Origin of the sequence: Fortiea sp. LEGE XX443, assembly GCF_015206815.1 — a bacterium.
Classification (GTDB): Bacteria; Cyanobacteriota; Cyanobacteriia; order Cyanobacteriales; family Nostocaceae; genus Nostoc_B.
In genome coordinates, this window is record NZ_JADEXZ010000017.1 from 13,209 (window position 1) to 34,850 (window position 21,642).

The following is a 21,642-nucleotide window of genomic DNA, read 5'->3' on the forward strand; positions in this document are numbered from 1 at the left end:
GTTAAGGTAGCTGGCAAACACAAAGTTCATTATCTTGAGATAAACACTGTCATTCTTACTGTATCTACCATGCAGGAATTCCCATCTGAGTGTTTGAAATGAGTCATTTGTGAAGGAAATGTAAAAATATGAGCCTAAACACTTCTTCTCTAGGTTAATATAAAACACAATGCTTCTAGGTAATTAATGTTGTACTTAATACCTAAAATCGTGTAAATGTCGGAGCAATTTCCTTTGAATGTAAAGATATTGCCACTGTGATTCCAAAAAGGTTTAAAAAAAATTTAAGGGCATATCTACCGTTTTTAATGTCTTTTTGATAGTAGTGGCTTTAACTTACTTAATGACTTCATGATTAATACACAAGAAGAGTGCAATTTCTGTGAAACAGGCTACAATCGGAACAGTCTTTGTAAGAAAATATGCCAACAGTCATAATTGTCTATAGGCATTGGTTGATTTTTTATCAAGACAAAGACAAACCCTGTTTTAGACAAATAAGTTAAAAGTTGTGTGCGACAGCAACACGCGACTATTACTAAAGTGAGTAAGTCAGCACTAAATGTGGCTTTTCACACTTCAATAAAAAACTCCTTAAAAATGGAGCGAAACTACCGAAAAAATTTCAGGGAAAACAGCCTAAAACCCGATTTTCGGTTGTGAACTAGCCCTCATAAACAGAGAGCTAAATATATCTTGAGTAATTGAAGTAATTGATTCTGCAAGGAGCATGAGGAACGCGGCATGAACCAGGCTAACAACGTACTCGAAAGCAATTATCAGCCTGACCTAGAAATAATAAATCAGCCTGATTTCGAGGAGCTAGAAGACCTCTTAATTGAAGAAGAGGATGACTTGCTACTCGGTGATGATGGCGAAATGGATGAATTTTTAGAGCCTCAGTCTGATGAGGACGACGCAAAGTCTGGAAAAGCCGCTAAATCGCGTCGTCGCACACAAAGCAAGAAAAAGCACTACACAGAAGATTCGATTCGCCTTTATTTGCAAGAAATAGGGCGAATTCGCTTGTTGCGGGCAGACGAAGAAATCGAATTGGCACGGAAAATCGCGGATTTACTCGAATTAGAAAGAGTAAGAGAAAGACTGTCAGAACAGTTAGATCGCGATCCACGTGATAGCGAATGGGCAGAAGCAGTGCAATTACCATTGCCAGCTTTTCGTTATCGCTTGCATGTTGGCCGCAGAGCCAAAGATAAAATGGTGCAATCGAACCTACGGCTTGTGGTTTCAATTGCTAAGAAATACATGAATCGTGGCTTGTCATTCCAAGACTTAATTCAAGAAGGTAGTCTAGGTTTGATTCGTGCTGCTGAGAAGTTTGACCACGAAAAAGGATATAAATTCTCCACCTACGCTACATGGTGGATTCGTCAAGCTATCACCAGAGCGATCGCGGATCAATCTCGTACTATCCGCCTACCAGTTCACCTTTACGAAACCATCTCGCGGATCAAGAAAACCACCAAGCTACTTTCTCAAGAAATGGGGCGTAAACCCACAGAGGAAGAAATCGCTACTCGCATGGAAATGACCATTGAGAAACTGCGGTTTATTGCTAAATCTGCCCAGCTACCAATTTCATTAGAAACACCCATCGGTAAAGAAGAAGATTCTCGATTGGGTGATTTTATTGAATCCGATGGTGAAACTCCAGAAGATCAGGTTTCTAAAAATCTGTTGCGTGAAGATTTAGAAAAAGTCCTCGACAGCCTCAGCCCCCGCGAACGCGATGTTCTCAGACTTCGCTATGGCTTAGATGATGGCCGCATGAAAACCCTTGAGGAAATTGGCCAAATTTTCAACGTCACCCGCGAACGTATTCGTCAAATTGAGGCGAAAGCACTCCGCAAATTACGCCACCCCAACCGTAATAGCGTTCTCAAAGAATATATTCGGTAGTTAAAAGTCGAAGCTAAATAGTCATGAGTTTTTGACAAATGACTACTAGCAAAAAATAAATAACCTGGTAGTTAATCACCACTACCAGGTTTTTATTTTTTATATTTTTAGACAATCTACGTTACTCAAAACTTATAGAATACCCCAGAAATGCAGGAAGCCTTGACCAGAAAAAATCTCAATCAATACAGCCGCTGAAAAACCAATCATTGCCAAACGACCGTTCCAAATTTCTGCTTGAGGGGTAAAGCCCCAACGCCAAGCATTGCGATCTTCTACTGCTGGGGCGGTAATTTTTGTAGTTGTATTAGTCATGGGTAGGACTCCAAACAGGATTTACTTAGGTTGATTACCTTATGTAAACTAATATAACAATTTTTTTCAAAAATGTAATGTTAAGGTGTAGTTTTTTTAAGAAAATCAGTTCTTATTAGTAATCATCTCCCTCAAGCATAAGCAAATATACTTAATCCATCCCTGGATTAAGCTGTTAATAACTTCATTTGCATGTTAAGACCGAAGGGAAGCAAGGGAGAGGGTTTGAAGCTTTTATCTACAATTTAAATGGTGTGTATGCACAACAGCTTACTTAATCTGGGGTCATACCATTTCACGGAATACTTGATACAAATAATGAGTCCCTAGTCCCTAATTAGCATCTGTGCTAACGTACTTCAGCAACAGCGATAATTTTTTCATCTCGATTGAGTTGAAGAATACTTTCACCTGTAGCATCTCGCCCTAAGATAGGTACTGAATCTACAATTAGCCGAACTACGCGCTCTTTATTTGTTACCAGCGCCACTTCTGCCGAAGTTGCCTTCACCATACTAGCCAAGTTGTCAGTTTTACTAGCAAATTTTAGTGCTTGTGTGCCTAAATCCCCTCGATTAGCAGCTCTTAATTGACTCGCAGCGATGCGCTTGGCATATCCTTGTTGAGTAATTAACAACAGCTGGTCATCTTTAGCTATAGTCGCACAGCCCACCATTTGCTGATTTCTCAACAGGCGAAAGGCTTGCAAACCCATTGCTGTGCGCCCCATCACTGGTAATTGTTCATCATTCACCGCAAACCGCAACAGTCGCCCACCTGAACTAGCTAAAATCAGATGTTCTCCGGCATTAATGGAGTGGGTAAATAACAATTCGTCATCATCTTTGAGTTTGACAATCGTAATCCCGCGACGAGTCAGATTAGTAAATTCGGCCAAAGACAAACGCTTAATTCTGCCTTGTTTTGTGATCAGAATCATTTGCTGGGAGTCTAAATCTTCTGGTAATAAAAAACGGCTGACTACAGCTTCTTGAGTACCTTGGGCTGTAGTTGTGAGTGTGGTGATCAATGGTGTTCCTCGTGGAGAACGGCCGGTAGTTAGAGGAATATCTCCCACGCGTACAGGATAGACTTTGCCACCACTGGTCAGAATGAGTAAATCTTTGTTGGTGTTGGTTAACTCAGTTTGGATGAGGAAATCATGATCCGGTAGACCGTTTTCTGCTTTTGATTTTTTTCCAGAGGTGGGAAGGCGACGCACATAACCCCGTTGGGTAAATTCTAAAATTGCTTCTTCCGCAGGTTGTTCGGTAGTCAGATTTTCATCAATTTCCTCTGACTTACGACTTCTTGACCCTTCTGCGGCTTTGCTTTTCAATTCCTCGCTAATACTGGATAGTAGCTTAGTACGCCGAGGATCGCCATACTTGCGCTTGAGCGATCGCAAATCTTTTTTCAGTGACTTTAATAATTCGCGGCGATCGCTGAGTAAATTTTGCAAAATGGCAATTTGTGTCGTTAGTTGCTCAAACTCTTGCTGCAAATTTTGTTGTTCTAAACTGGTTAAGCGACGCAAGGGCATTGCTAAAATTGCATCTGCCTGCACTTCACTCAATTCCAGACGACTACACAGGTTCATTTTTGCTGTGCTACCATCAGCAGCTTGCCGCAAAATGGCGATGACTTCATCCACCTGAGATAAAGCTTTGAGTAAACCTTCAACAATGTGCAATCGACTTTCCGCCTTACCCAACTCATAACCATAGCGACGGTTCAGGGTTTCTTCTCGGAAATTCAAAAACTCTTGCAACAATTGGCGCAAGCTTAATTGTCGGGGTTGCCCATCCACGATCGCCAACAGAATTGACCCGAAGTTAGATTGCAATGCGGTTTGGTGATACAAATTTTGCAGTACTTCTTGGGGGTTAGTGTCGCGTTTGAGTTCAATTACCACTCGCATACCTTCGCGATCGCTTTCATCTCGAAGATCCGAAATTCCTTGCAAGCGACCTTGATTGACTAATTCTGCTACTTTTTCAATCCAACCTGCCTTATTCACTTGATAAGGCAATTCGGTGATCACAATTGCTGTCCGGCGCTTACTTCCTCTAACAGGGGCAATTTCTTCTATTTGGGCAACTCCCCGCAGGACAATCCCACCTTTACCTGTGGTGTAAGCTTCTCGAATGCCTGTATCACCAACGATTTCGCCACCTGTGGGAAAGTCTGGCCCAGGAATTAACTCTAATAACTTTTCATCGGATAAATCTGGTTGGTCGATTAAGGCAATTAAGCCATCAACTATTTCTCCCAAATTGTGCGGCGGAATATTCGTAGCCATCCCCACGGCAATTCCCGAACAACCATTGAGTAACAAAAAGGGTAGCTGTGCAGGTAATACTGTTGGTTCCTGCTGGGAATTATCAAAGTTACCGATAAATTCCACCGTTTCTTCACCGATTTCTGTCAGCATCCCCTCATGACTAATGGGTGCTAAACGAGTTTCGGTGTAACGCATCGCCGCTGGTGGGTCATTATCGACACTACCAAAGTTGCCATGTCCTGCCAGTAAGGGATAGCGACTGGAAAAGTCTTGCACCAGCCTAACCAAAGCATCGTACACGGCTTGATCACCGTGGGGATGGTATTTACCCAGCACATCCCCTACAACACGCGCACATTTACGATAAGGTCTATCGGGTGTCAAACCTAGTTCGTGCATGGCATATAAAATGCGGCGGTGAACAGGCTTTAAACCATCACGCACATCTGGCAAGGCTCGCCCAACAATCACACTCATGGCATATTCTAGGTAAGACCGTTGCATCTCGGTGTGCAGGGCTATTGTAATTACCTGTCCCGTTGAGAGAAGGTTTAACTGTTTTGCCATGAGTTTTTTCCCTGAAATTTAACTACACAAAAATCTCTATAACTGAACAATGCAGCAAACACAGCATAACGGATGAAAAGGGATTCCTAACACAATCTTGTTAGTCATAGGATAAACGGCAGTAGTATTATCCTTGATGACGGGGATACGCATTCATGATTACAAAGGAGCTAGGCAACTGTGTTGCTCAAGTTGTTCTCCCCTTCACCTCTATAAATAAAATTCTCATGAAAACTGTTTTAATTGTTGAAGACGATCTGATTAATGCTCGCGTGTTTTCCAAAATTTTGATCAAGCGCGGTGGCTTAGATGTGAAACACACCGAAAATGTCGAAGAAGTGATGCAAATTGCTCAATCAGGAGCAATAGACTTAATTTTAATGGATGTTTCTTTATCTAGAAGTGTTTATCAAGGTAAGTCTGTTGATGGCATCAAAATTACCCAAATGTTGAAGTCTGATCCGCAAACAGCAAATTTACCTGTAATTTTGGTGACTGCACATGCGATGGAAGGCGATCGCGAAAACTTTCTTAAACAAAGCGGTGCTGATGGCTATATCTCTAAGCCTGTTGTAGACCACCAACAATTTGTTGACCAAATCATCGCACTTCTCCCCACTAATGACCACTAAAAACAAGGCAAAAGTAAAAAGAAGAAATACTCATACCACAAGCTTTTTACTCATTTAGAATGACCTGCTTCTTTTTGCGCTGACTGTACTATACTCTGCGTGAAATGTTCGCCCCCAACATTTAAGGGGCGAATATTTTCATTCAATCTAGTATAGATGTACTACAAGATACTGTTTTCCGCAAGTGGTAGTTGAAAAAGTCAAAAAGTAAAAAGCAAAAGTCCAAAATTTTTGACTTTTAACTTTTGCCTTTTGGCTTTACTGAGTAGGTGGTTGCTGTAGAGCAGCTTGAATGCGGGGTAGTTCCAAAAATTTCTGTGTATCAGCTAGTAGACGTTCACCCCAAAGATTTTCCTTGAGGAAATCCAAATCAGCATAGCGCTGATCGATGCGTAAAGCAGCTTCACCCATTGCTAAACTTTGCTGGCGATCGCCTTTGGCATATAGTGCCACTGCTAAGGCCAATAAAGGCTCGGCGGCTTGCTTATCGATAGATATAGCCGTTCGCCATTCCTTAATTGCAGCATCAACATCACCCTGTTCGTATTTGATCAAGCCAATGTTATTAATCGCCGCCCAGAATTTTTTATTTTGGGCAACAGCTTGATTGTATTGAGCGATCGCCTCTGGTAGTTTACCAAGCATATAGTAGGCGTTACCTAAATCAAACAACCCTTCTGGGTCATTAGGTTTGAGCTTTAAACCTGCTTGATAATTAGCAACAGCGGCATCATACTTTTTCTGTTGAAAATTAGCCGAACCCATAGCAAAATGAATGTCGGCATTTTTGGGGTTAAGCGACTGCGCTCTTTTTAAAGCTGCGATCGCCGGCTCAAATTCTCGATTTTGTAAATGCAAACCACCCAATAGAAGCCAAACTTTATCATTTTTGGGAGCTAGTTGACTAGCCAACCGCGCTCGCGGCAAAGCCAAATCAATCTGCTGAAATTGAGCTAGTTGTGCTGCTTCTTGTGCTAAAGTCAGCCCTTGCTTCTCTAACTTAGCTGGATCTAATTGCAGCGTATGGGGAATTAGTGCCTGTGCGTGAGCAGCTTTGGGCATACTCAATAGACTACAGGCAACCAGAAATGAAATCAAACCAACGTGTTTAGGCACACTACCGCCTCTTAGCCACATATCAAATAATCTTCCAGTTAGCTTAAACGATCTCCACTTTAGGCGAAAGGCAAAGTTTACAGTCGTTATTGCTGGCTGTATTCATCACCTTAACTTAAAAAAATTCTTGACAAGAGCATTAACCAAGAATAAATTAGTAAGTGTGTAGTTACTAATTTATGGCGCGTAAACCTAAAATTACTAATCAGCAAATTTTAGAAGCTGCCCGCGAAGTCTTCCTTCAGCAAGGTTTTGGTGGTTCAACCGTAGAAATTGCTCAACTAGCAGGTATTTCTGAGGCTTCAATTTTCAAGCGCTTTTCCACCAAAGAAGAATTGTTCTTTGCGGCGATGGGGCTTCCTGAAAGGTCTTTGTGGATGAAAGAACTGGAAAACTTATGCGGTAAAGGCAATCTCAAAGAAAATCTGATTCTAGTGTGTCTTCAAATTCTAGAATTTTACAGTGAAGCACTGCCCCGCTTCATGATGCTGCGTTCTCGTGGCAGCGCTCTCCCAGAACCTGGAATCAGACTAGAACAGGGGCCAGTGCAAGATGTCACAGTCCTAACTTCTTTCCTAGAGCGAGAAATCAGCCTAAATAGATTGCGTTCTGCTAATGCCAAAATTGTGGCTCAGATTTTAGTAGGGACGCTGATGAACTATGTTCTCTTGGAGCAGCTACCATGCTCTCAGGCTGGGTTAGTAACTGAAGCAGTCAGAGGCATTGATTCAGAAAATCCATCAACAGCAGTGTTTTCATTTATTCAGAGTCTTGTAGAAACAATCTGGTTAGGTGTTGCACCTATTTAGGTTGAGAGAATTTGCCAAATAAAAATTTTATTGATTAATAGATAAGTTAGTTTTTGTCTGAACTTTTTGATATTTACTAGAAGTGACCACCAGAAAACTAATAAATAAAAACATAAATATAGCAGTCCTAAATCATTCGTGAAATTCTTTTTCTTCTCTTTATTCTCCTTCTTCGTGTCCTTTGCGTCCTTCTCTGCGAGACGCTGCGCGTAGACTTCGGCGTGAACTCAGTCGAACGCTTGCTCCCCCGCAGGGGTATGCGGTTCGTTAAAAAGAATATTTTTCAAAATTAGTGACTTTAGTCATATATAAAAATGCAACTACTAGTGACTTTAGTCATGCTATAAATATGGACTTTCTGGTTGATAATTTAGTTGCATAAATTTCCAAGTTTCTTGGTTGAAACTCGAAAATTTTATCATCAATAAAGAGTCAATATTATGCCGTCTAAAAACCGTGCAATGCTTGTTTTAGCTGCCACGTTATTTATTACTCCAATTTTTGCAGCTACACCTGCCAGCGCCGAAAGAACAATTTATCGCAGAACTGTTAACTCAAGACGGGTAAGTAGAAAGGTGCAAATAAACCGAACTATGTAACGGAAAGTAAAGTAGCTTGAAAACCTCTTCCCTTCTGCCTTCTGCCCTCTGCCTCTTGCCTTGTCATAACGACAATTTTTAACACCGACCTACTTAGTTAATCCCAGAGTAGGTAGACCAGTCGTTGTTAACCGTTGGTAATTGAGCAAAATTTCCTCAATCTATATAGTCACTTCTGCGATTGCATACAATGAGGAAATTAAAAGTATGGGCTACCAAGTTACAGTTTTAGCCCGGAAGAACTGGCTCGGTAGCCATTTTTTACAACGGACATAGTTATGAAACTTGATACATCAAACCCTGTAGATTCATCAGCTTTAGCTCCAGAGTCGAAAAAGCAACGTCAGTATCATTGGCTATCTTGGTTACTGATCCTTGGGCTGTTGGGTGGAATTGGCTATGCAATTTATTACCAAATCACAGTGATGCCCCGTCAAGAAGCCAGACGAAGGACTGTCACACAGCCAGTAGAAAGACAAAATTTAGCGATCGCTGTTTCCGCCAATGGCACAGTCAAGCCTGAGCGCTCAATTAACCTCAGTCCCAAAAACTCTGGTGTACTAAAAAAACTGCTAGTCAAGGAAGGAGATATTGTCAAACAAGGCCAAATTCTGGCTTACATGGATGATTCCAACCTGCGAGGCAATCTGATTCAAGCACAGGGACAATTGGCACAAGCCCAGGCAAATCTGCAAAAAGCCCAAGCAGGTAATCGCCCTCAAGATATCGGCCAAGCTCAAGCACAACTAGACGAGTCCGAAGCAAATCTGCGTAAAGTAGAAACAGGTAATCGCCCCCAGGATATTGCCCAAGCTCAGGCACGTTTGAGAAGCGCTCAAGCTAACCTAACTCAGGCAGAAGATGATTTACGTCGCAATCAGGAACTCTACAACTCTGGGGCTATTTCTCTCCAGACTGTGATTCAAAAACGGTCGGCGCGTGACAGCGCTCAAGCTCAAGTGAATGAAGCACAGCAAGTATTAGCATTACAACAAGCAGGTTCACGCTCAGAGGATATTCAACAAGCTAGGGCTACAGTCAAACAGAGACAAGAAGCTTTGGCATTGTTAAAAGCTGGCACACGCCGAGAAGATATTGAAGTAGCCCGCGCTCAGGTAACTTCCGCTCGTGGCTCACTGCAAAACATCCAAGCCCAAATCAATGACACGATAATTCGCGCCCCTTTTGATGGTCTTGTAACGCAAAAATTCTCTGATCCTGGCGCTTTTGTAACACCAACTACTTCAGGTAGTTCCGTTTCTTCCGCCACTTCTTCTTCGATTTTGGCTTTAGCTTCGGAGAATCAGGTTGTAGCTAATTTATCAGAATCGAATATTGCCAAAATTAGCCTTGGTCAAAAAGTGACAATTAAAGCCGATGCTTACCCAGGAAAAGTTTTTGAAGGTAAAGTTAGCCAAATTGCTGCTCAAGCAACCATCGAACAAAACGTTACCAGTTTTCAGGTAAAAGTATCTCTGTCAGATCCACAAAATCTACTCCGGTCTGGGATGAATGTGGATATGGATTTCCAAGTTGGTCAAATAGAAAATGCCTTAGTTGTACCCACAGCTGGAGTTGTCCGCCGAGAAAGGGCTACAGGCGTATTTGTTTTAGACGCGAAGGAGCAACCTGTATTCACTCGCATTGAAACTGGCGTTACAGTGAATAACTTTACGGAAGTGAAGTCGGGATTAACAGGTAATGAAAGAGTATTGCTGAGTTTCCCACCGGGTTCAAGACCGCAATCAACACCACGCGGAGGTGTATTTCCTGGTTTAGGAGGTGGCGGTGGACGTTCTCGTGGTAATGCTGCCCCGTAGTCAAGTCAAAAGTTAAAAGTCAAAGTTGAAAGGTTCATACATTAAGGCTGTTAATCCAAAATTGTTATGCTTCAGGGTTTAGAGAAAATTCAAAAAATTCCGAAAATTCCGAGTAAGTCTACAGTGCCATTGACAGAAATATTATCAATGGCGGTAGAGACACTGTGGAGTAATAAATTACGCACAGGACTTACCATGCTAGGGGTGATTATTGGTATCGCTTCAGTTATTGCCATTACTTCGGTTGGTCAAGGGGTGCAAAAAAGCGTTGAGAACCAAATACAGGCATTGGGTACAGATGTGCTGCAAGTTTTGGCGGGTGCGCCCAGAAGTGGAAATGTTCGTCAAGGGTTGGGTTCTACCAGTACCTTGACTTGGGAAGATGCCAAGGCCATAGCTCAACAAGCACCATCGGTAGATTTGGTTGCGGCTTATCTGCAACGGAATGCCCAAGTAGTGTATGGCGGCGAAAACACTTCAACCACAATTTACGGCACAGATTTAAATTATCCAGACGCACGAAATACTTATCCTCAAGAGGGGCGATTTTTTAATCAAGAAGAACTCGATTCTCGTAAGCAAGTTGCGGTGATTGGGCCGACAGTCCGAAGGACACTGTTTGGGAATAGTACTAACGTTATAGGTGAAAAAATTCGGATTCAGGGTGAGACTTATGAAGTGATTGGGGTTACGGAGCCTAAAGGCGCTCAAGGGCCTATGGATCGAGATGACCAAATTTTTATTCCCCTAACTAGTATGTCGGGGCGACTAGTAGGAAACAATGCCTTAACAGGTGTGTCGGTAAGTGGAATTTTAATCAAATCTAGTAATCAGGAAAAATTAGAAGCGGCGCAATTTCAAGTTACTAATATTTTACGCTTGCGTCACGAAATTTATCCACCACAAGTAGATGATTTTCGCATTACTAATCAAGCTGATATTGTTAGTACTTTTACTAATGTTGTGGGTTTATTTACCATTATGGTAGTGGCGATCGCAGGGATTTCTCTGGTGGTTGGGGGAATTGGTATTGCCAATATTATGCTGGTTTCTGTGGTGGAACGGACAAGGGAGATCGGGATTCGTAAAGCAGTAGGAGCAACTAATTCAGCGATTCTTAATCAATTTTTAGCCGAGGCGATTGTTATATCTATTGTTGGTGGTGGGATTGGTATAGGCAGTGGTATTTTAATTGCTTTTGTAGCAGCTAATATTTTTAAATTTCCTTTTGTAATTTCTTTTTTATCAATAATTGTTGGATTTGGTCTTTCTTTATCTGTGGGTTTAGTTGCTGGGGTAATTCCGGCTCGGAATGCAGCAAAGTTAGATCCAATTACGGCTTTGCGTAGTGATTAATTGTTTGAAAAATATTTTTTAATCGAACCACAGAGACACGGAGAAGCCAGTGCGTTGCGGGGGTTCCCCCCGTTGTAGCAACTGGCGCGACGCAGAGAGATAATAATATGACAAACATGATTTGGATGGAATCTATTACTAAAACCTACCAATTAGGAGAAATGGATGTTCCAATTTTGAAGGGAATTCAACTGGCGATTGAAGAGGGAGAATATGTAGCAATTATGGGTGCGTCAGGCTCAGGTAAGTCTACGCTGATGAACATTCTCGGATGTCTAGATAGACCTACTAATGGCAACTATATTTTTGAAGGCAGAAACTTGACTACTTTTAATGATGATGAATTAGCTTATATTCGTAATCAAAGGATAGGTTTTGTTTTTCAACAATTTAACTTATTGGCACGGGCGACAGCGCTAGAAAATGTCATGTTGCCGATGGTTTATGCTAACTTACCCAAACGTAAACGTCGTGAAAGGGCGTTGGATGCTTTGACAAGGGTGGGATTGAGCGATCGCATTCTTAACCGCCCTAGTCAACTCTCTGGGGGACAACAACAACGGGTAGCGATCGCGCGTGCTTTGGTTAATCGGCCAGCATTGGTTTTGGCTGATGAACCAACGGGTGCTTTAGATACTGAAACTTCTTATGAAGTCATGAATTTACTCACAGAACTGAATCAGCAGGGGATAACGATTGTGATTGTTACCCATGAGCCGGATATTGCTGCTCAAACTAAAAGAACTATTCGTGTACAAGATGGTTTGATTGTTGGTTGAGTCTTGAGTTGAAGAAGAATTAACCGCAGATATACGCGGATATAAAGAGCGATACAAACCAGAGCTAATACAATTTTGGATTTTGCGAAAAGTTGTAAGGAGGGTTTCCCTCCGTAGCAAACTTTTCAAGACGGATTTTGGAATGCTTTACTGGTGAGCCAATCATTTTTCAAATTGGTCTAATTCTTCCCCCCTGCTCTCTACTTTCTTGCAGCCTATTTGTATCAACCTTAAAGTAAAACGGTATCAGTTCACCCATTTAGGTGAAGGCATATAAAATTACTAAAGACTAATATTAAGAGAAGTTAATTTATATCTTGCACAATTGTGAATAACTATAAAAACTGCTATCTACACTGACTCTTACAACTTGTGATCCATCCCGACTGGTAATTCTAGACTACCTTAAAAGCTCAAAGCACTGATTTATTAGGCCGTTATCATGAACACGTATATAGAAGTTCCCGTTATTGGCAAAATTTATTACCCATCACGCTGGCTGATGGGGTTGATAGGAACGGCGGCTGTGGTGGTTGGTGTTACGACTACCATCAATATGGTTAATCAGGGAAATGAACAAGATGTTACACAACTAACTGTTCCTGTAGAAGCTAAAAATGTTACTTTAAAAATTCCTGCCAGTGGTAAGGTTGTACCGGTTCAAAGTGTAAATATCAGTCCTAAAAATCCTGGGGTGCTGGCAGAATTATATGTAGAACAAGGCGATCGCGTCCAGCAAAATCAAATTATCGCTCGGATGGATATAGGGGATTTGCAAGCCCAAATCCTTCAGTACCGCGCTAACTTAGCACAAACTCAAGCCCAATTAGATCAAGCCTTAGCAGGTACTCGTCCCCAAGAAGTTACTCAAGCGAAAGCACGTTTGAGGCAAGCACAAGCACAGTTAGCTCAAGCCCGTGCGGGTAATCGTCCCCAAGAAATTGCTCAAGCTCAAGCCCAAGTGGATGCAGCGCAAGCAAGGGTGAACTACACCGCTGAACAGGTGAAGCGTTACCAATACCTCTACCAACAAGGTGCGGAGAAAAAGCAATTACTAGATCAAACAGTCAGCGAAGATAAATCTGCTCAAGCTAATTTAGAAGAAACTCGTCGTCGGTTGTCGTTGATGCAAAGTGGCTCTCGCAGCGAAGAAATTGAGATGAGGGAAGCAGCAGTCACCGAAGCACAAGCCGCACTAGTATTATTGGAAGATGGTACGCGCAAAGAAGAAATTGCCCAACGCCGAGCCGCAGTCAAAGCGGCGCAAGCTCAGTTAGCAGCCGCAGATGTCAAAATGCAAGAGACTGTGATTCGCGCACCATTCTCAGGGATTGTGACGCAGAAATACGCAAACATTGGGGCATTTGTGACACCAACTACATCTGCATCTGCAAGTGCGTCGGCGACTTCTAGTTCAATTGTGGCTGTTGCTAAAGGTTTGGAAGTATTAGCACAAATTCCAGAAGCAGATATTGGCAGAGTTAAACCAGGACAAGCAGTAGAGATTGTGGCTGATGCTTATCCCGACCAAGTTTTTAAAGGTAATGTCCGCTTAATTGCGCCAGAAGCAGTTGTAGAACAAGGTGTCACATCTTTTCAGGTGCGAGTAGCATTAAATACAGGCACAGATAAACTACGTTCTGGCTTAAATGTAGACTTGACTTTTTTAGGCGATCGCGTCAACAATACCCTAGTATTACCAACGGTGTCTATCGTCACCGAAAACAGTAAAACTGGTGTATACGTCCTTGATGCTAAAAATCAACCCCAATTTCGGGAAGTGACAACAGGAGCGCAAATTCAAGACCAAACTCAGGTTTTGTCGGGAGTGGAAGCAGGCGATCGCGTGTTCGTTGACTTACCGAAAGACTATAAAATCAAGAAGGCGCAGGAACAACAAAACCAATGAACTTCTTAGAAAGTGTGCAAATGGCAGGGAAAACTCTGCTATCAAATAAGTTGCGTACTGCTCTCACCATGCTGGGAATCGTGATTGGTAACGCTTCGGTAATTGCTATGATTGGCATTGGTGAAGGCGGACAGAGATTCGTTAGTCAAGAATTAGAATCTCTGGGGCCGAACGTGTTATTTGTGATTCCTGGGAATAGAGAAACCCAGCGTATTTCTCGTGATGTGCCGAAAACTTTAGTTTTAGAAGATGCTAGAGCGATCGCTACTCAAGTACCAACAATAGCAGAAGTGACTGGAGAGTTGAATAGCAGACAGGTGGTGACTTACGCTAACAAAAGCACCGATGTCAACATTATTGGTACAACGCCCAGCTTTTTGAAAGTACGAGACTTTGAACCTGACAAAGGGCGGTTTTTTTCTGATGTCGATATGAAACGCAGTAACCAAGTTGCGGTGCTTGGCGCAAAATTAGCCCAAAGACTCTTCGGTAATAATAACCCTGTTGGTCAGCAGTTACGCATTAACAATACCAGCTTTCGCGTGATTGGGGTTTTAGCCGCCAAAGGTTCAAATCTGGGTGTTGATTATGATGATGCAGCCTTGATACCTGTAATTACAATGGCAAACCGCATTGTCGGGCGGACTTCTCCTTATGGATTGGAGTTAACTTACATCGTCGCTTCGGCGAAGAATGCCGATAGTGTAGATGCAGCCGTTTTTCAAATTACTAATTTGCTGCGTCAACGCCACAAAATCATCGGTGAAGATGACTTTACCATCCGCACCCAAAAAGATGCGTTGCAAACCGTCGGACAAATTTCAGGTGCATTAACAATTATGCTGGCTGCGATCGCTGGCATATCCTTATTTGTTGGCGGCATTGGTATCATGAATATTATGCTCGTTTCCGTCACCGAACGCACCCAAGAAATCGGATTGCGAAAAGCGATCGGTGCAACCGAACAAGATATATTATTACAGTTCATGATTGAGGCGGTGATTGTTTCCGCCATTGGTGGTTTAGTTGGGACTGCTGTTGGTGTCAGCGGTATTATGATAGTCGCAACTTTGACACCTCTAGAAGCAGGTATCTCTCCTGTGGCGATTGCTACGGCTGTTGGTGTTTCTGGTGCGATCGGTTTATTCTTTGGTGTTGTTCCCGCCCGCCGTGCAGCTAAACTTGATCCAATTGTGGCTTTGAGAAGCGCTTAGTATAAAAAAAATCGGCGTACCTCTGCGTTTACCTCACGCAAAGTAGCGCTGAAGTAAACGCTTCTACTTAATTTTCCGCCTTAAAGTTCAGAGGATGAGATATTCGCTAAATAATCAATCAAATCGCTTTGGCTGGAAAAATCTAACAAAGCCTCAGCTAAATCTTCCAGTTGAGTAAGAGATAAAGTGCGAATCTGCTGTTCTGTCTGTGGCTCAATTGCACCAAAGCGACGCGTTAGCTGACGTAGAATCAGTTCTTGCGCCTCCTTTTTCTTTCCTCGTTCTTCTCCTTGTTGCAGCCCTTGTTGCAATCCCTTCTGCAAAATGTCTTGGTAAATCACAGATTCTTGCATAATTTCCTCTCTGAAAAGCTGTGTAATCAAACTTTTATCAAACCGCAAACCAGCTAAAACCTGTACACAAGCTGATATATTTTGTCGCTCGTCTTTCTCTTCAATATATTGTCGTCTAAATATATCACCCACATATTTGAGTATGTAAACCTCATCTATGTTACGATCTGGAGTTTTTGATTATTCTGTTGTGTCATTGCGACGTAAGTAAGCAATCTCATAATCTCGATAAAAAACTACGATTCTCAAAGTAGACGAGGTTTAATTATGAACGATCGCAGATTTTTTCCAAAGAGCGATCGCCATCTCATTCCTAACGACACAAGTTGCATTCATAGCGATCGCCATTTTATTCCTAACGACACAAGTTGCATTCGTAGCGATCGCCATCTTATTCCTAACGACACAACTTGCATTTGTAGCGATGTCTCTGCATGAGGTAAATTCCCAAATTTTTCCGAAATTGCGGATAATACTGTTGTAATCAGTTACCAGTTGTCAGCACCGCACTGAGCCTACCGAAGTGTTATCAGCACAAAAAACTCTGATCACTGATAACTGTTCACTGTTCACTGATTTAACCTCTACTCATGAACGAACAGCGCCTACAGGCTTATTATCAGCTAATTCAAACTCTGCTCAGTTGCTCTAGCGGAGAAGAACCGGAAATATTAGCAGCAAATACAGAATTGCTGGATACGGGCTTTGTGCGGGTGGTAGCAGCAGTAGCAGAGAATTTTTCACAGCAAGGAGAGGAAAACACCGCTAATTGGCTGAGGAACTTAGCCACACAACTCACCCCAAAAACTCCCGCCATCACAGAAGAAGATATAGAGATTTACGGGCAATTTATCTTCACAGTATTGCGAACAACAGCAGAAAGCAAGGGCAATCCTCAAGTAATTTACCCGTTGCTGGCAGCTAACACCGATAAACTTAACCCGATTTTTGCAGAAATATTGCAACCTTGGGCAACCAATACCCTAGCGGAAGCAGAACCAGAAGCAGCAACATCCATCGCCGCAGTTATTGGTGAATTTAGTAATTTGATTCAGCAGTTCCCCTTGGGTAGCAAAGCCAGCAACATGGAAATTGCTGTTGCTGGCTACGAAATCATTCAAACTGTTTACACTCGCAGCAATTTTCCTGAACAATGGGCAACAATACAAAATAATCTGGGGAATGCTTACTTTGTCAGAATATTGGGAGAGCGGGCGGAGAATATTGAATTAGCGATCGCGGCTTATAGAGCGGCTCTGGAAGTCAGAACCCGCACTGCCTTTCCTCAACAATGGGCAACAACGCAAAATAATCTGGGGAATGCTTACTTTGTCAGAATATTGGGAGAGCGGGCGGAGAATATTGAATAAGCGATCGCGGCTTATAGAGCGGCTTTGGAAGTATTAACCCGCACTGCCTTTCCTCAACAATGGGCAACAACGCAAAATAATCTGGCGACTGCTTACTCTGACAGAATATTGGGAGAGCGGGCGGAGAATATTGAACAAGCGATCGCGGCTTATAGAGCGGCTCTGGAAGTCAGAACCCGCACTGCCTTTCCTCAAGAATGGGCAATAACGCAAAATAATCTGGGGAATGCTTACTTTGTCAGAATATTGGGAGAGCGGGCGGAGAATATTGAACAAGCGATCGCGGCTTATAGAGCGGCTTTGGAAGTATTAACCCGCACTGCCTTTCCTCAACAATGGGCAACAACGCAAAATAATCTGGCGATTGCTTACAAAAACAGAATATTGGGAGAGCGGGCGGAGAATATTGAACAAGCGATCGCGGCTTATAGAGCGGCTCTGGAAGTCAGAACCCGCACCGCCTTTCCTCAAGATTGGGCAATGACGCAAAATAATCTGGGGGAAGCTTACCGTAACAGAATATTAGGAGAGCGGGCGGAGAATATTGAACAAGCGATCGCGGCTTATAGAGCGGCTCTGGAAGTCAGAACCCGCACCGCCTTTCCTCAAGATTGGGCAATGACGCAAAATAATCTGGGGAATGCTTACTCTGACAGAATATTGGGAGAGCGGGCGGAGAATATTGAACAAGCGATCGCGGCTTATAGAGCGGCTCTGGAAGTCAGAACCCGCACTGCCTTTCCTCAAAGCAATGCCGAAACTTTGTTTAATCTCGGCAGACTATACCAAGAAGAATCACAATTTAACTCGGCTTATAATACTTTTGCTCAAGCAATAGAAACAGTTGAATTTATCCGGGGTGAAATTAATTCTGGGGAAGAAGCCAAGCGTAAACAAGCCGAAGAATGGAATGCGCTTTATCGCTGCATGGTGGAAGTTTGCCTAGCATTAAACAAAGACACCGAAGCTATAGAATATATCGAACGCAGCAAAACCCGCAACTTAGTCGAACTGTTAACCAAAGCCGCATCAACAACACCAGAAAATCTGCCTACAGTTAACAGCAGCATTCAATTTACCGAAATTCAACACCTCTTAGACAACAAAACTGCAATTATCCAGTGGTACATTTTTAATGATTGCTTCCGCGCCTTCATCATCACCCGCAACAACCAACCAATAATCTGGCAATCCGAAAAACAAGACTTAGACAATCTTTTTGATTGGATTAAAAATTACCTTTTGCTTTACTTTACAGATAAACCAAAGTGGCGTTCTGAACTAAACGCACAACTTAGCCAATTAACGCAAATTCTCCACCTCAATCAAATAACTTCCCTCATTCCCTCGCACTGCTCAAAATTAATTCTCATTCCCCATCGTTATTTACACCTGTTACCTCTCCAAGCCATCCCCTTATCTGCTCACAACTCCACCACACCAGAATATTTATTTGATAAATTCCCTGGTGGCGTGAGTTACGCACCAAGTTGTCAACTATTGCGGTTTACTCAACACCGAGCTAAACAATTAGATAACTCACCATTAAATCAACAAAGTCATCTCTTTGCCATTCAAAACCCCAGCAATGATTTACCCTTCACCGATATCGAAGTCGAAACCATCGCCACCGACTTTCAACCCTACCAAATCCTCAAACATCAACAAGCCACCAAAACAGCATTAGCAACACCATCAACCAATCAAACTCTTACCAATTCTCAATGGCTACACTTTTCTTGTCATGGTTATTTTAACTTTGATTCACCTTTAAAATCCGGCTTACAGTTAGCCAATGCAGTTGTTTCTAAAACTCCCGCCAATAGCAACTCATCTCGCCACCTGCGAGTTGATGACGAAAAATATTTAGATTTAGAAAAATGCCTCACCTTAGAAGACATCTTTCAACTCAACTTAAATAACTGTCGTTTAGTTTGTCTTTCCGCTTGCGAAACCGGCTTAATTGATTCTACAAATAACAGCGACGAATATATAGGTTTAGCCAGTGGCTTTATCAGTGCTGGTGCAGCCAATATAATTAGTACCTTATGGGCAGTCAGCGACTTTCACACAGCATTATTAATGATTAAATTTTATGAAAACCTGCCAAACCATCAATATAATATGCCCTTAGCCTTAAACAATACCCAAAAATGGTTACGCCAAGCAACCCAAGCACAAATAATAGATTGGCTAAAAAATTTAAACAATATGCAGTTAGTGCAAAAACAGTCAATTCTCAAAGTTTTAGAAACCGAATATAAACCAGAACAACAGCCATTTAAAAAACCAGAATACTGGGCAGCATTTTGCGCCATCTCTCCTGTTTACACCCCTTAATTCCCTACCGTGTATACACAAGTCGAACCGATCCTCCCTAACCCTCCTTAAAAAGGAGGGAACCGGATTACAAGTCCCCCTTTTTAAGGGGAGCCACTGTGTTGCGGGGGTTCCCCCCGTTGTAGCAAGTGGCGTGGATTTAGGGGGATCAAGCCAAGTTTTTGCTTCTCATCCGAGATGTGTGTACACCGTAGCCTTTATAAGTGCTAGGCAGGGGTAATTCGAGGACTAGTAATAAGATACAATCAAACTCAACCAACCCAAAACTAAACCAATGGAACCCGATAAACTCATCCAAGCATTTACCCAAGTGGTGCGAAATCAAGATTACGTTTTCTCACCAGAAGCCATCACAGCCATTCCCGAACTGCAACAAGAACTGACGCAATTAGAAACTCAAACGCCTAATATATTTGCGGAAGCAATTCGCCAATGGTATCTCGATTACGAAGATGTCAGAGACGCAGTATTAATTGAAGAACGCGAAATCGAAAAAATCAGCAAAACCAAACCAGAAACCCAAGAAAATACCCAAGAAAATCGCTATCGTGTTTTGCAAGACGAACTGCAAAAACTACACGATAATAAGACAGCCACAAATCAGTCAAACAAATCATGAAACTTTATGCGCCTAACATTCATTTATTTGCCTTTCAACTTTATAAAAGCTCTAATATTGATTTAAATAACTCATCAATAAATCAAAACTTTCTCTGGAACACTGGCGATGAGATAGTAAACAACACTCTAAACAAAAAAGATTTACATCTCCATCAGCAAATCGATGTCAACAAAGAACCAAATAATCCTCGTGTAGATTTACTCAAAGATACAGAAATTATTGATGACAACTACGCCGTCACCTTTGACGGTAAAATTCCTCTAGACCAAAATCAAGACTTATTAATTAAAGGCTTTGCTCATCCGTTACGACTTTATGACAGTTACAGTTTATGGTTAAATCTCCGCCGCCCAGAAAAAGTAAATAATAATCATACAGATGACGTAGATATTGCTTTTTTACGCAAATTAAACTCAAATAACTGTTTAATTGTTAAAAGCAATCCTCTATTTCTCGGTCAAACTTTACTAATTACTGGTTGGTTAACAGGCGCAAAAGACAAACAAATCACCCAGCAAATAGCAAATGAATGTTTAAAATCTATATTTCATGGCTACCCTTTACCTCCATTTAACCGCCAAGGTGAATTATTTGGTAGCCCCATATTTGAATATGGTTTATTTAGCCAATTAGCAAATTATCAACACGTTTTAATTTGGCTATTTGTTGATGAACAAGCAGATGCTAATTTAAATAAATGTCAGCAAGAGTTATTAGATTTATTTTTCTTTCGTACCAAAGCAGTTAAAGCTTTTAAAGACAGTAGAGAAATATATAAAGCATTAGACTTAGCTTATCGTCAAATAGAAACAATACTCGAACAATTACCAAAAATAGAATCTAGCATTAACACAGATTTAGAAGATTTAAAAAATAAGTTAAAACAGTTACCCCAATTATCATTAACCTACACTCGTCTGTTACGAAATTTAGAAGATTATCAAAACACCATCGTCATTAACACGCATAACTATGCCGAAAGATTACAGCAAATTCGTGATTTTACCAATAGTGACATCACCTTTTTAGAAAATTTCAGCCAAAAAAATAGCCCTTTTTTCCAACAACAAATAACCGCAGACTTAGGTTATTTCCGTCACGGTTCAGAATTATTGAGCCAAGCTATAGACTCAATTCGTGGCATAGTAGAAATAGAACAAGCTAAACGCGATCGCTCTCTAGAAAACACCATCCAAATACTTGGTATCGGCTTTGGTGGTGGTGCAATTGTTTCTGGCGTAGTCGTCCAACACATTGACAAAATCAGTCAACCCCTAGCAGCCATATCACCAGATAATCAACCTCATCCTTTTTTCGCATCTTTAATTTTAAGTATTATCGCTACCTTATTGTTTACCGCCTTGGGTTGGTGCATAACTAAACGGAGATAGAGATGTTTTATTAATAATTTTACAAATAATATCTTTCCAAAGAGTAAATTTTATGCCCCGATAATCTTTCATTATCAACTATTTGTTTGAATGATTCCAAATATTTTTCTCTTTGGATTGATTAGAGGCAGGGGGCAGGGAGCAGGGAGAAGAGGGGACTGTAGGTACAAACCGAACTTCGTTCAGGCTCACTTGCTCCCTTTCACCTTTGGTTAAAACCCCATCTCTTGTAGGTGGCTTTTCTCC

The 21,642-nt window shown here is 41.8% G+C and carries 17 protein-coding genes; 13 read left to right on the plus strand and 4 right to left on the minus strand.

The features are described from left to right. Window positions 1–744 precede the first annotated feature (744 nt). Window positions 745–1,920 (plus strand): RNA polymerase sigma factor RpoD, encoded by a 1,176-nt coding sequence (gene rpoD, locus IQ259_RS09180; RefSeq protein ID WP_193883888.1) that lies wholly within the window; start codon window positions 745–747, stop codon window positions 1,918–1,920. Between the two features lie 132 nt (window positions 1,921–2,052). Here the strand turns inward: rpoD and IQ259_RS09185 are convergent, their stop codons facing one another. After that, a complete protein-coding gene (locus IQ259_RS09185; RefSeq protein ID WP_193883889.1) occupies window positions 2,053–2,235 on the minus strand; it encodes a chlorophyll a/b-binding protein in 183 nt (60 codons plus the stop codon). A gap of 349 nt (window positions 2,236–2,584) precedes the next feature. Then, on the minus strand, window positions 2,585–5,086 hold the full coding sequence (gene gyrA, locus IQ259_RS09190) for a DNA gyrase subunit A (protein WP_193883891.1): 2,502 nt from the start codon (window positions 5,084–5,086) through the stop codon (window positions 2,585–2,587). A 227-nt stretch (window positions 5,087–5,313) separates the two neighbouring features. Between gyrA and IQ259_RS09195 the strand changes: the two genes are divergently transcribed. Next, window positions 5,314–5,718: a response regulator gene (locus tag IQ259_RS09195; RefSeq protein ID WP_193883971.1), complete on the plus strand. Its 405-nt coding sequence runs from the start codon at window positions 5,314–5,316 to the stop codon at window positions 5,716–5,718. A 258-nt stretch (window positions 5,719–5,976) separates the two neighbouring features. On the opposite strand, the gene IQ259_RS09200 is transcribed toward IQ259_RS09195, so the two are convergent. Next, window positions 5,977–6,855, minus strand: a complete 879-nt coding sequence (locus IQ259_RS09200; RefSeq protein ID WP_193883892.1) for a tetratricopeptide repeat protein — start codon at window positions 6,853–6,855, stop codon at window positions 5,977–5,979. Window positions 6,856–7,013: 158 nt separating this feature from the next. On the opposite strand from IQ259_RS09200, the gene IQ259_RS09205 reads away from it, so the two are divergent. The 6 genes from IQ259_RS09205 (at window position 7,014) to IQ259_RS09230 (ending at window position 15,320) form a co-directional block, all read left to right on the plus strand. After that, a complete protein-coding gene (locus tag IQ259_RS09205) occupies window positions 7,014–7,643 on the plus strand; it encodes a TetR/AcrR family transcriptional regulator (protein ID WP_193883894.1) in 630 nt (209 codons plus the stop codon). A gap of 877 nt (window positions 7,644–8,520) precedes the next feature. Further along, window positions 8,521–10,062, plus strand: a complete 1,542-nt coding sequence (locus IQ259_RS09210; protein ID WP_193883896.1) for an efflux RND transporter periplasmic adaptor subunit — start codon at window positions 8,521–8,523, stop codon at window positions 10,060–10,062. 66 nt (window positions 10,063–10,128) lie between these two features. Further along, window positions 10,129–11,418, plus strand: a complete 1,290-nt coding sequence (locus tag IQ259_RS09215) for an ABC transporter permease (protein WP_193883898.1) — start codon at window positions 10,129–10,131, stop codon at window positions 11,416–11,418. Between the two features lie 107 nt (window positions 11,419–11,525). After that, window positions 11,526–12,197: an ABC transporter ATP-binding protein gene (locus IQ259_RS09220; RefSeq protein WP_305038591.1), complete on the plus strand. Its 672-nt coding sequence runs from the start codon at window positions 11,526–11,528 to the stop codon at window positions 12,195–12,197. Between the two features lie 442 nt (window positions 12,198–12,639). Continuing rightward, entirely contained in the window at window positions 12,640–14,106 is a 1,467-nt protein-coding gene (locus tag IQ259_RS09225) for an efflux RND transporter periplasmic adaptor subunit (protein ID WP_193883901.1), read from the plus strand. Beyond that, window positions 14,103–15,320, plus strand: a complete 1,218-nt coding sequence (locus tag IQ259_RS09230) for an ABC transporter permease (RefSeq protein ID WP_193883903.1) — start codon at window positions 14,103–14,105, stop codon at window positions 15,318–15,320. The genes IQ259_RS09225 and IQ259_RS09230 overlap by 4 nt, the downstream gene beginning before the upstream one ends. Before the next feature lie 80 nt (window positions 15,321–15,400). Here IQ259_RS09230 and IQ259_RS09235 read toward each other — a convergent pair whose 3' ends face one another. After that, a complete protein-coding gene (locus tag IQ259_RS09235) occupies window positions 15,401–15,805 on the minus strand; it encodes a DUF4351 domain-containing protein (protein ID WP_193883905.1) in 405 nt (134 codons plus the stop codon). A gap of 135 nt (window positions 15,806–15,940) precedes the next feature. On the opposite strand from IQ259_RS09235, the gene IQ259_RS09240 reads away from it, so the two are divergent. The 5 genes from IQ259_RS09240 (at window position 15,941) to IQ259_RS09255 (ending at window position 21,396) form a co-directional block, all read left to right on the plus strand. After that, window positions 15,941–16,111 (plus strand): hypothetical protein, encoded by a 171-nt coding sequence (locus IQ259_RS09240; protein WP_193883907.1) that lies wholly within the window; start codon window positions 15,941–15,943, stop codon window positions 16,109–16,111. Between the two features lie 152 nt (window positions 16,112–16,263). Beyond that, window positions 16,264–17,043, plus strand: coding sequence for a tetratricopeptide repeat protein (locus IQ259_RS27120; RefSeq protein WP_228014452.1), 780 nt, complete (start codon window positions 16,264–16,266; stop codon window positions 17,041–17,043). A gap of 24 nt (window positions 17,044–17,067) precedes the next feature. Continuing rightward, a complete protein-coding gene (locus IQ259_RS09245) occupies window positions 17,068–19,383 on the plus strand; it encodes a CHAT domain-containing protein (protein WP_228014453.1) in 2,316 nt (771 codons plus the stop codon). A gap of 274 nt (window positions 19,384–19,657) precedes the next feature. Continuing rightward, window positions 19,658–20,002 (plus strand): hypothetical protein, encoded by a 345-nt coding sequence (locus tag IQ259_RS09250; RefSeq protein WP_193883909.1) that lies wholly within the window; start codon window positions 19,658–19,660, stop codon window positions 20,000–20,002. Then, entirely contained in the window at window positions 19,999–21,396 is a 1,398-nt protein-coding gene (locus tag IQ259_RS09255; RefSeq protein WP_193883911.1) for a hypothetical protein, read from the plus strand. The genes IQ259_RS09250 and IQ259_RS09255 overlap by 4 nt, the downstream gene beginning before the upstream one ends. The last annotated feature ends 246 nt before the right edge of the window (window positions 21,397–21,642 follow it).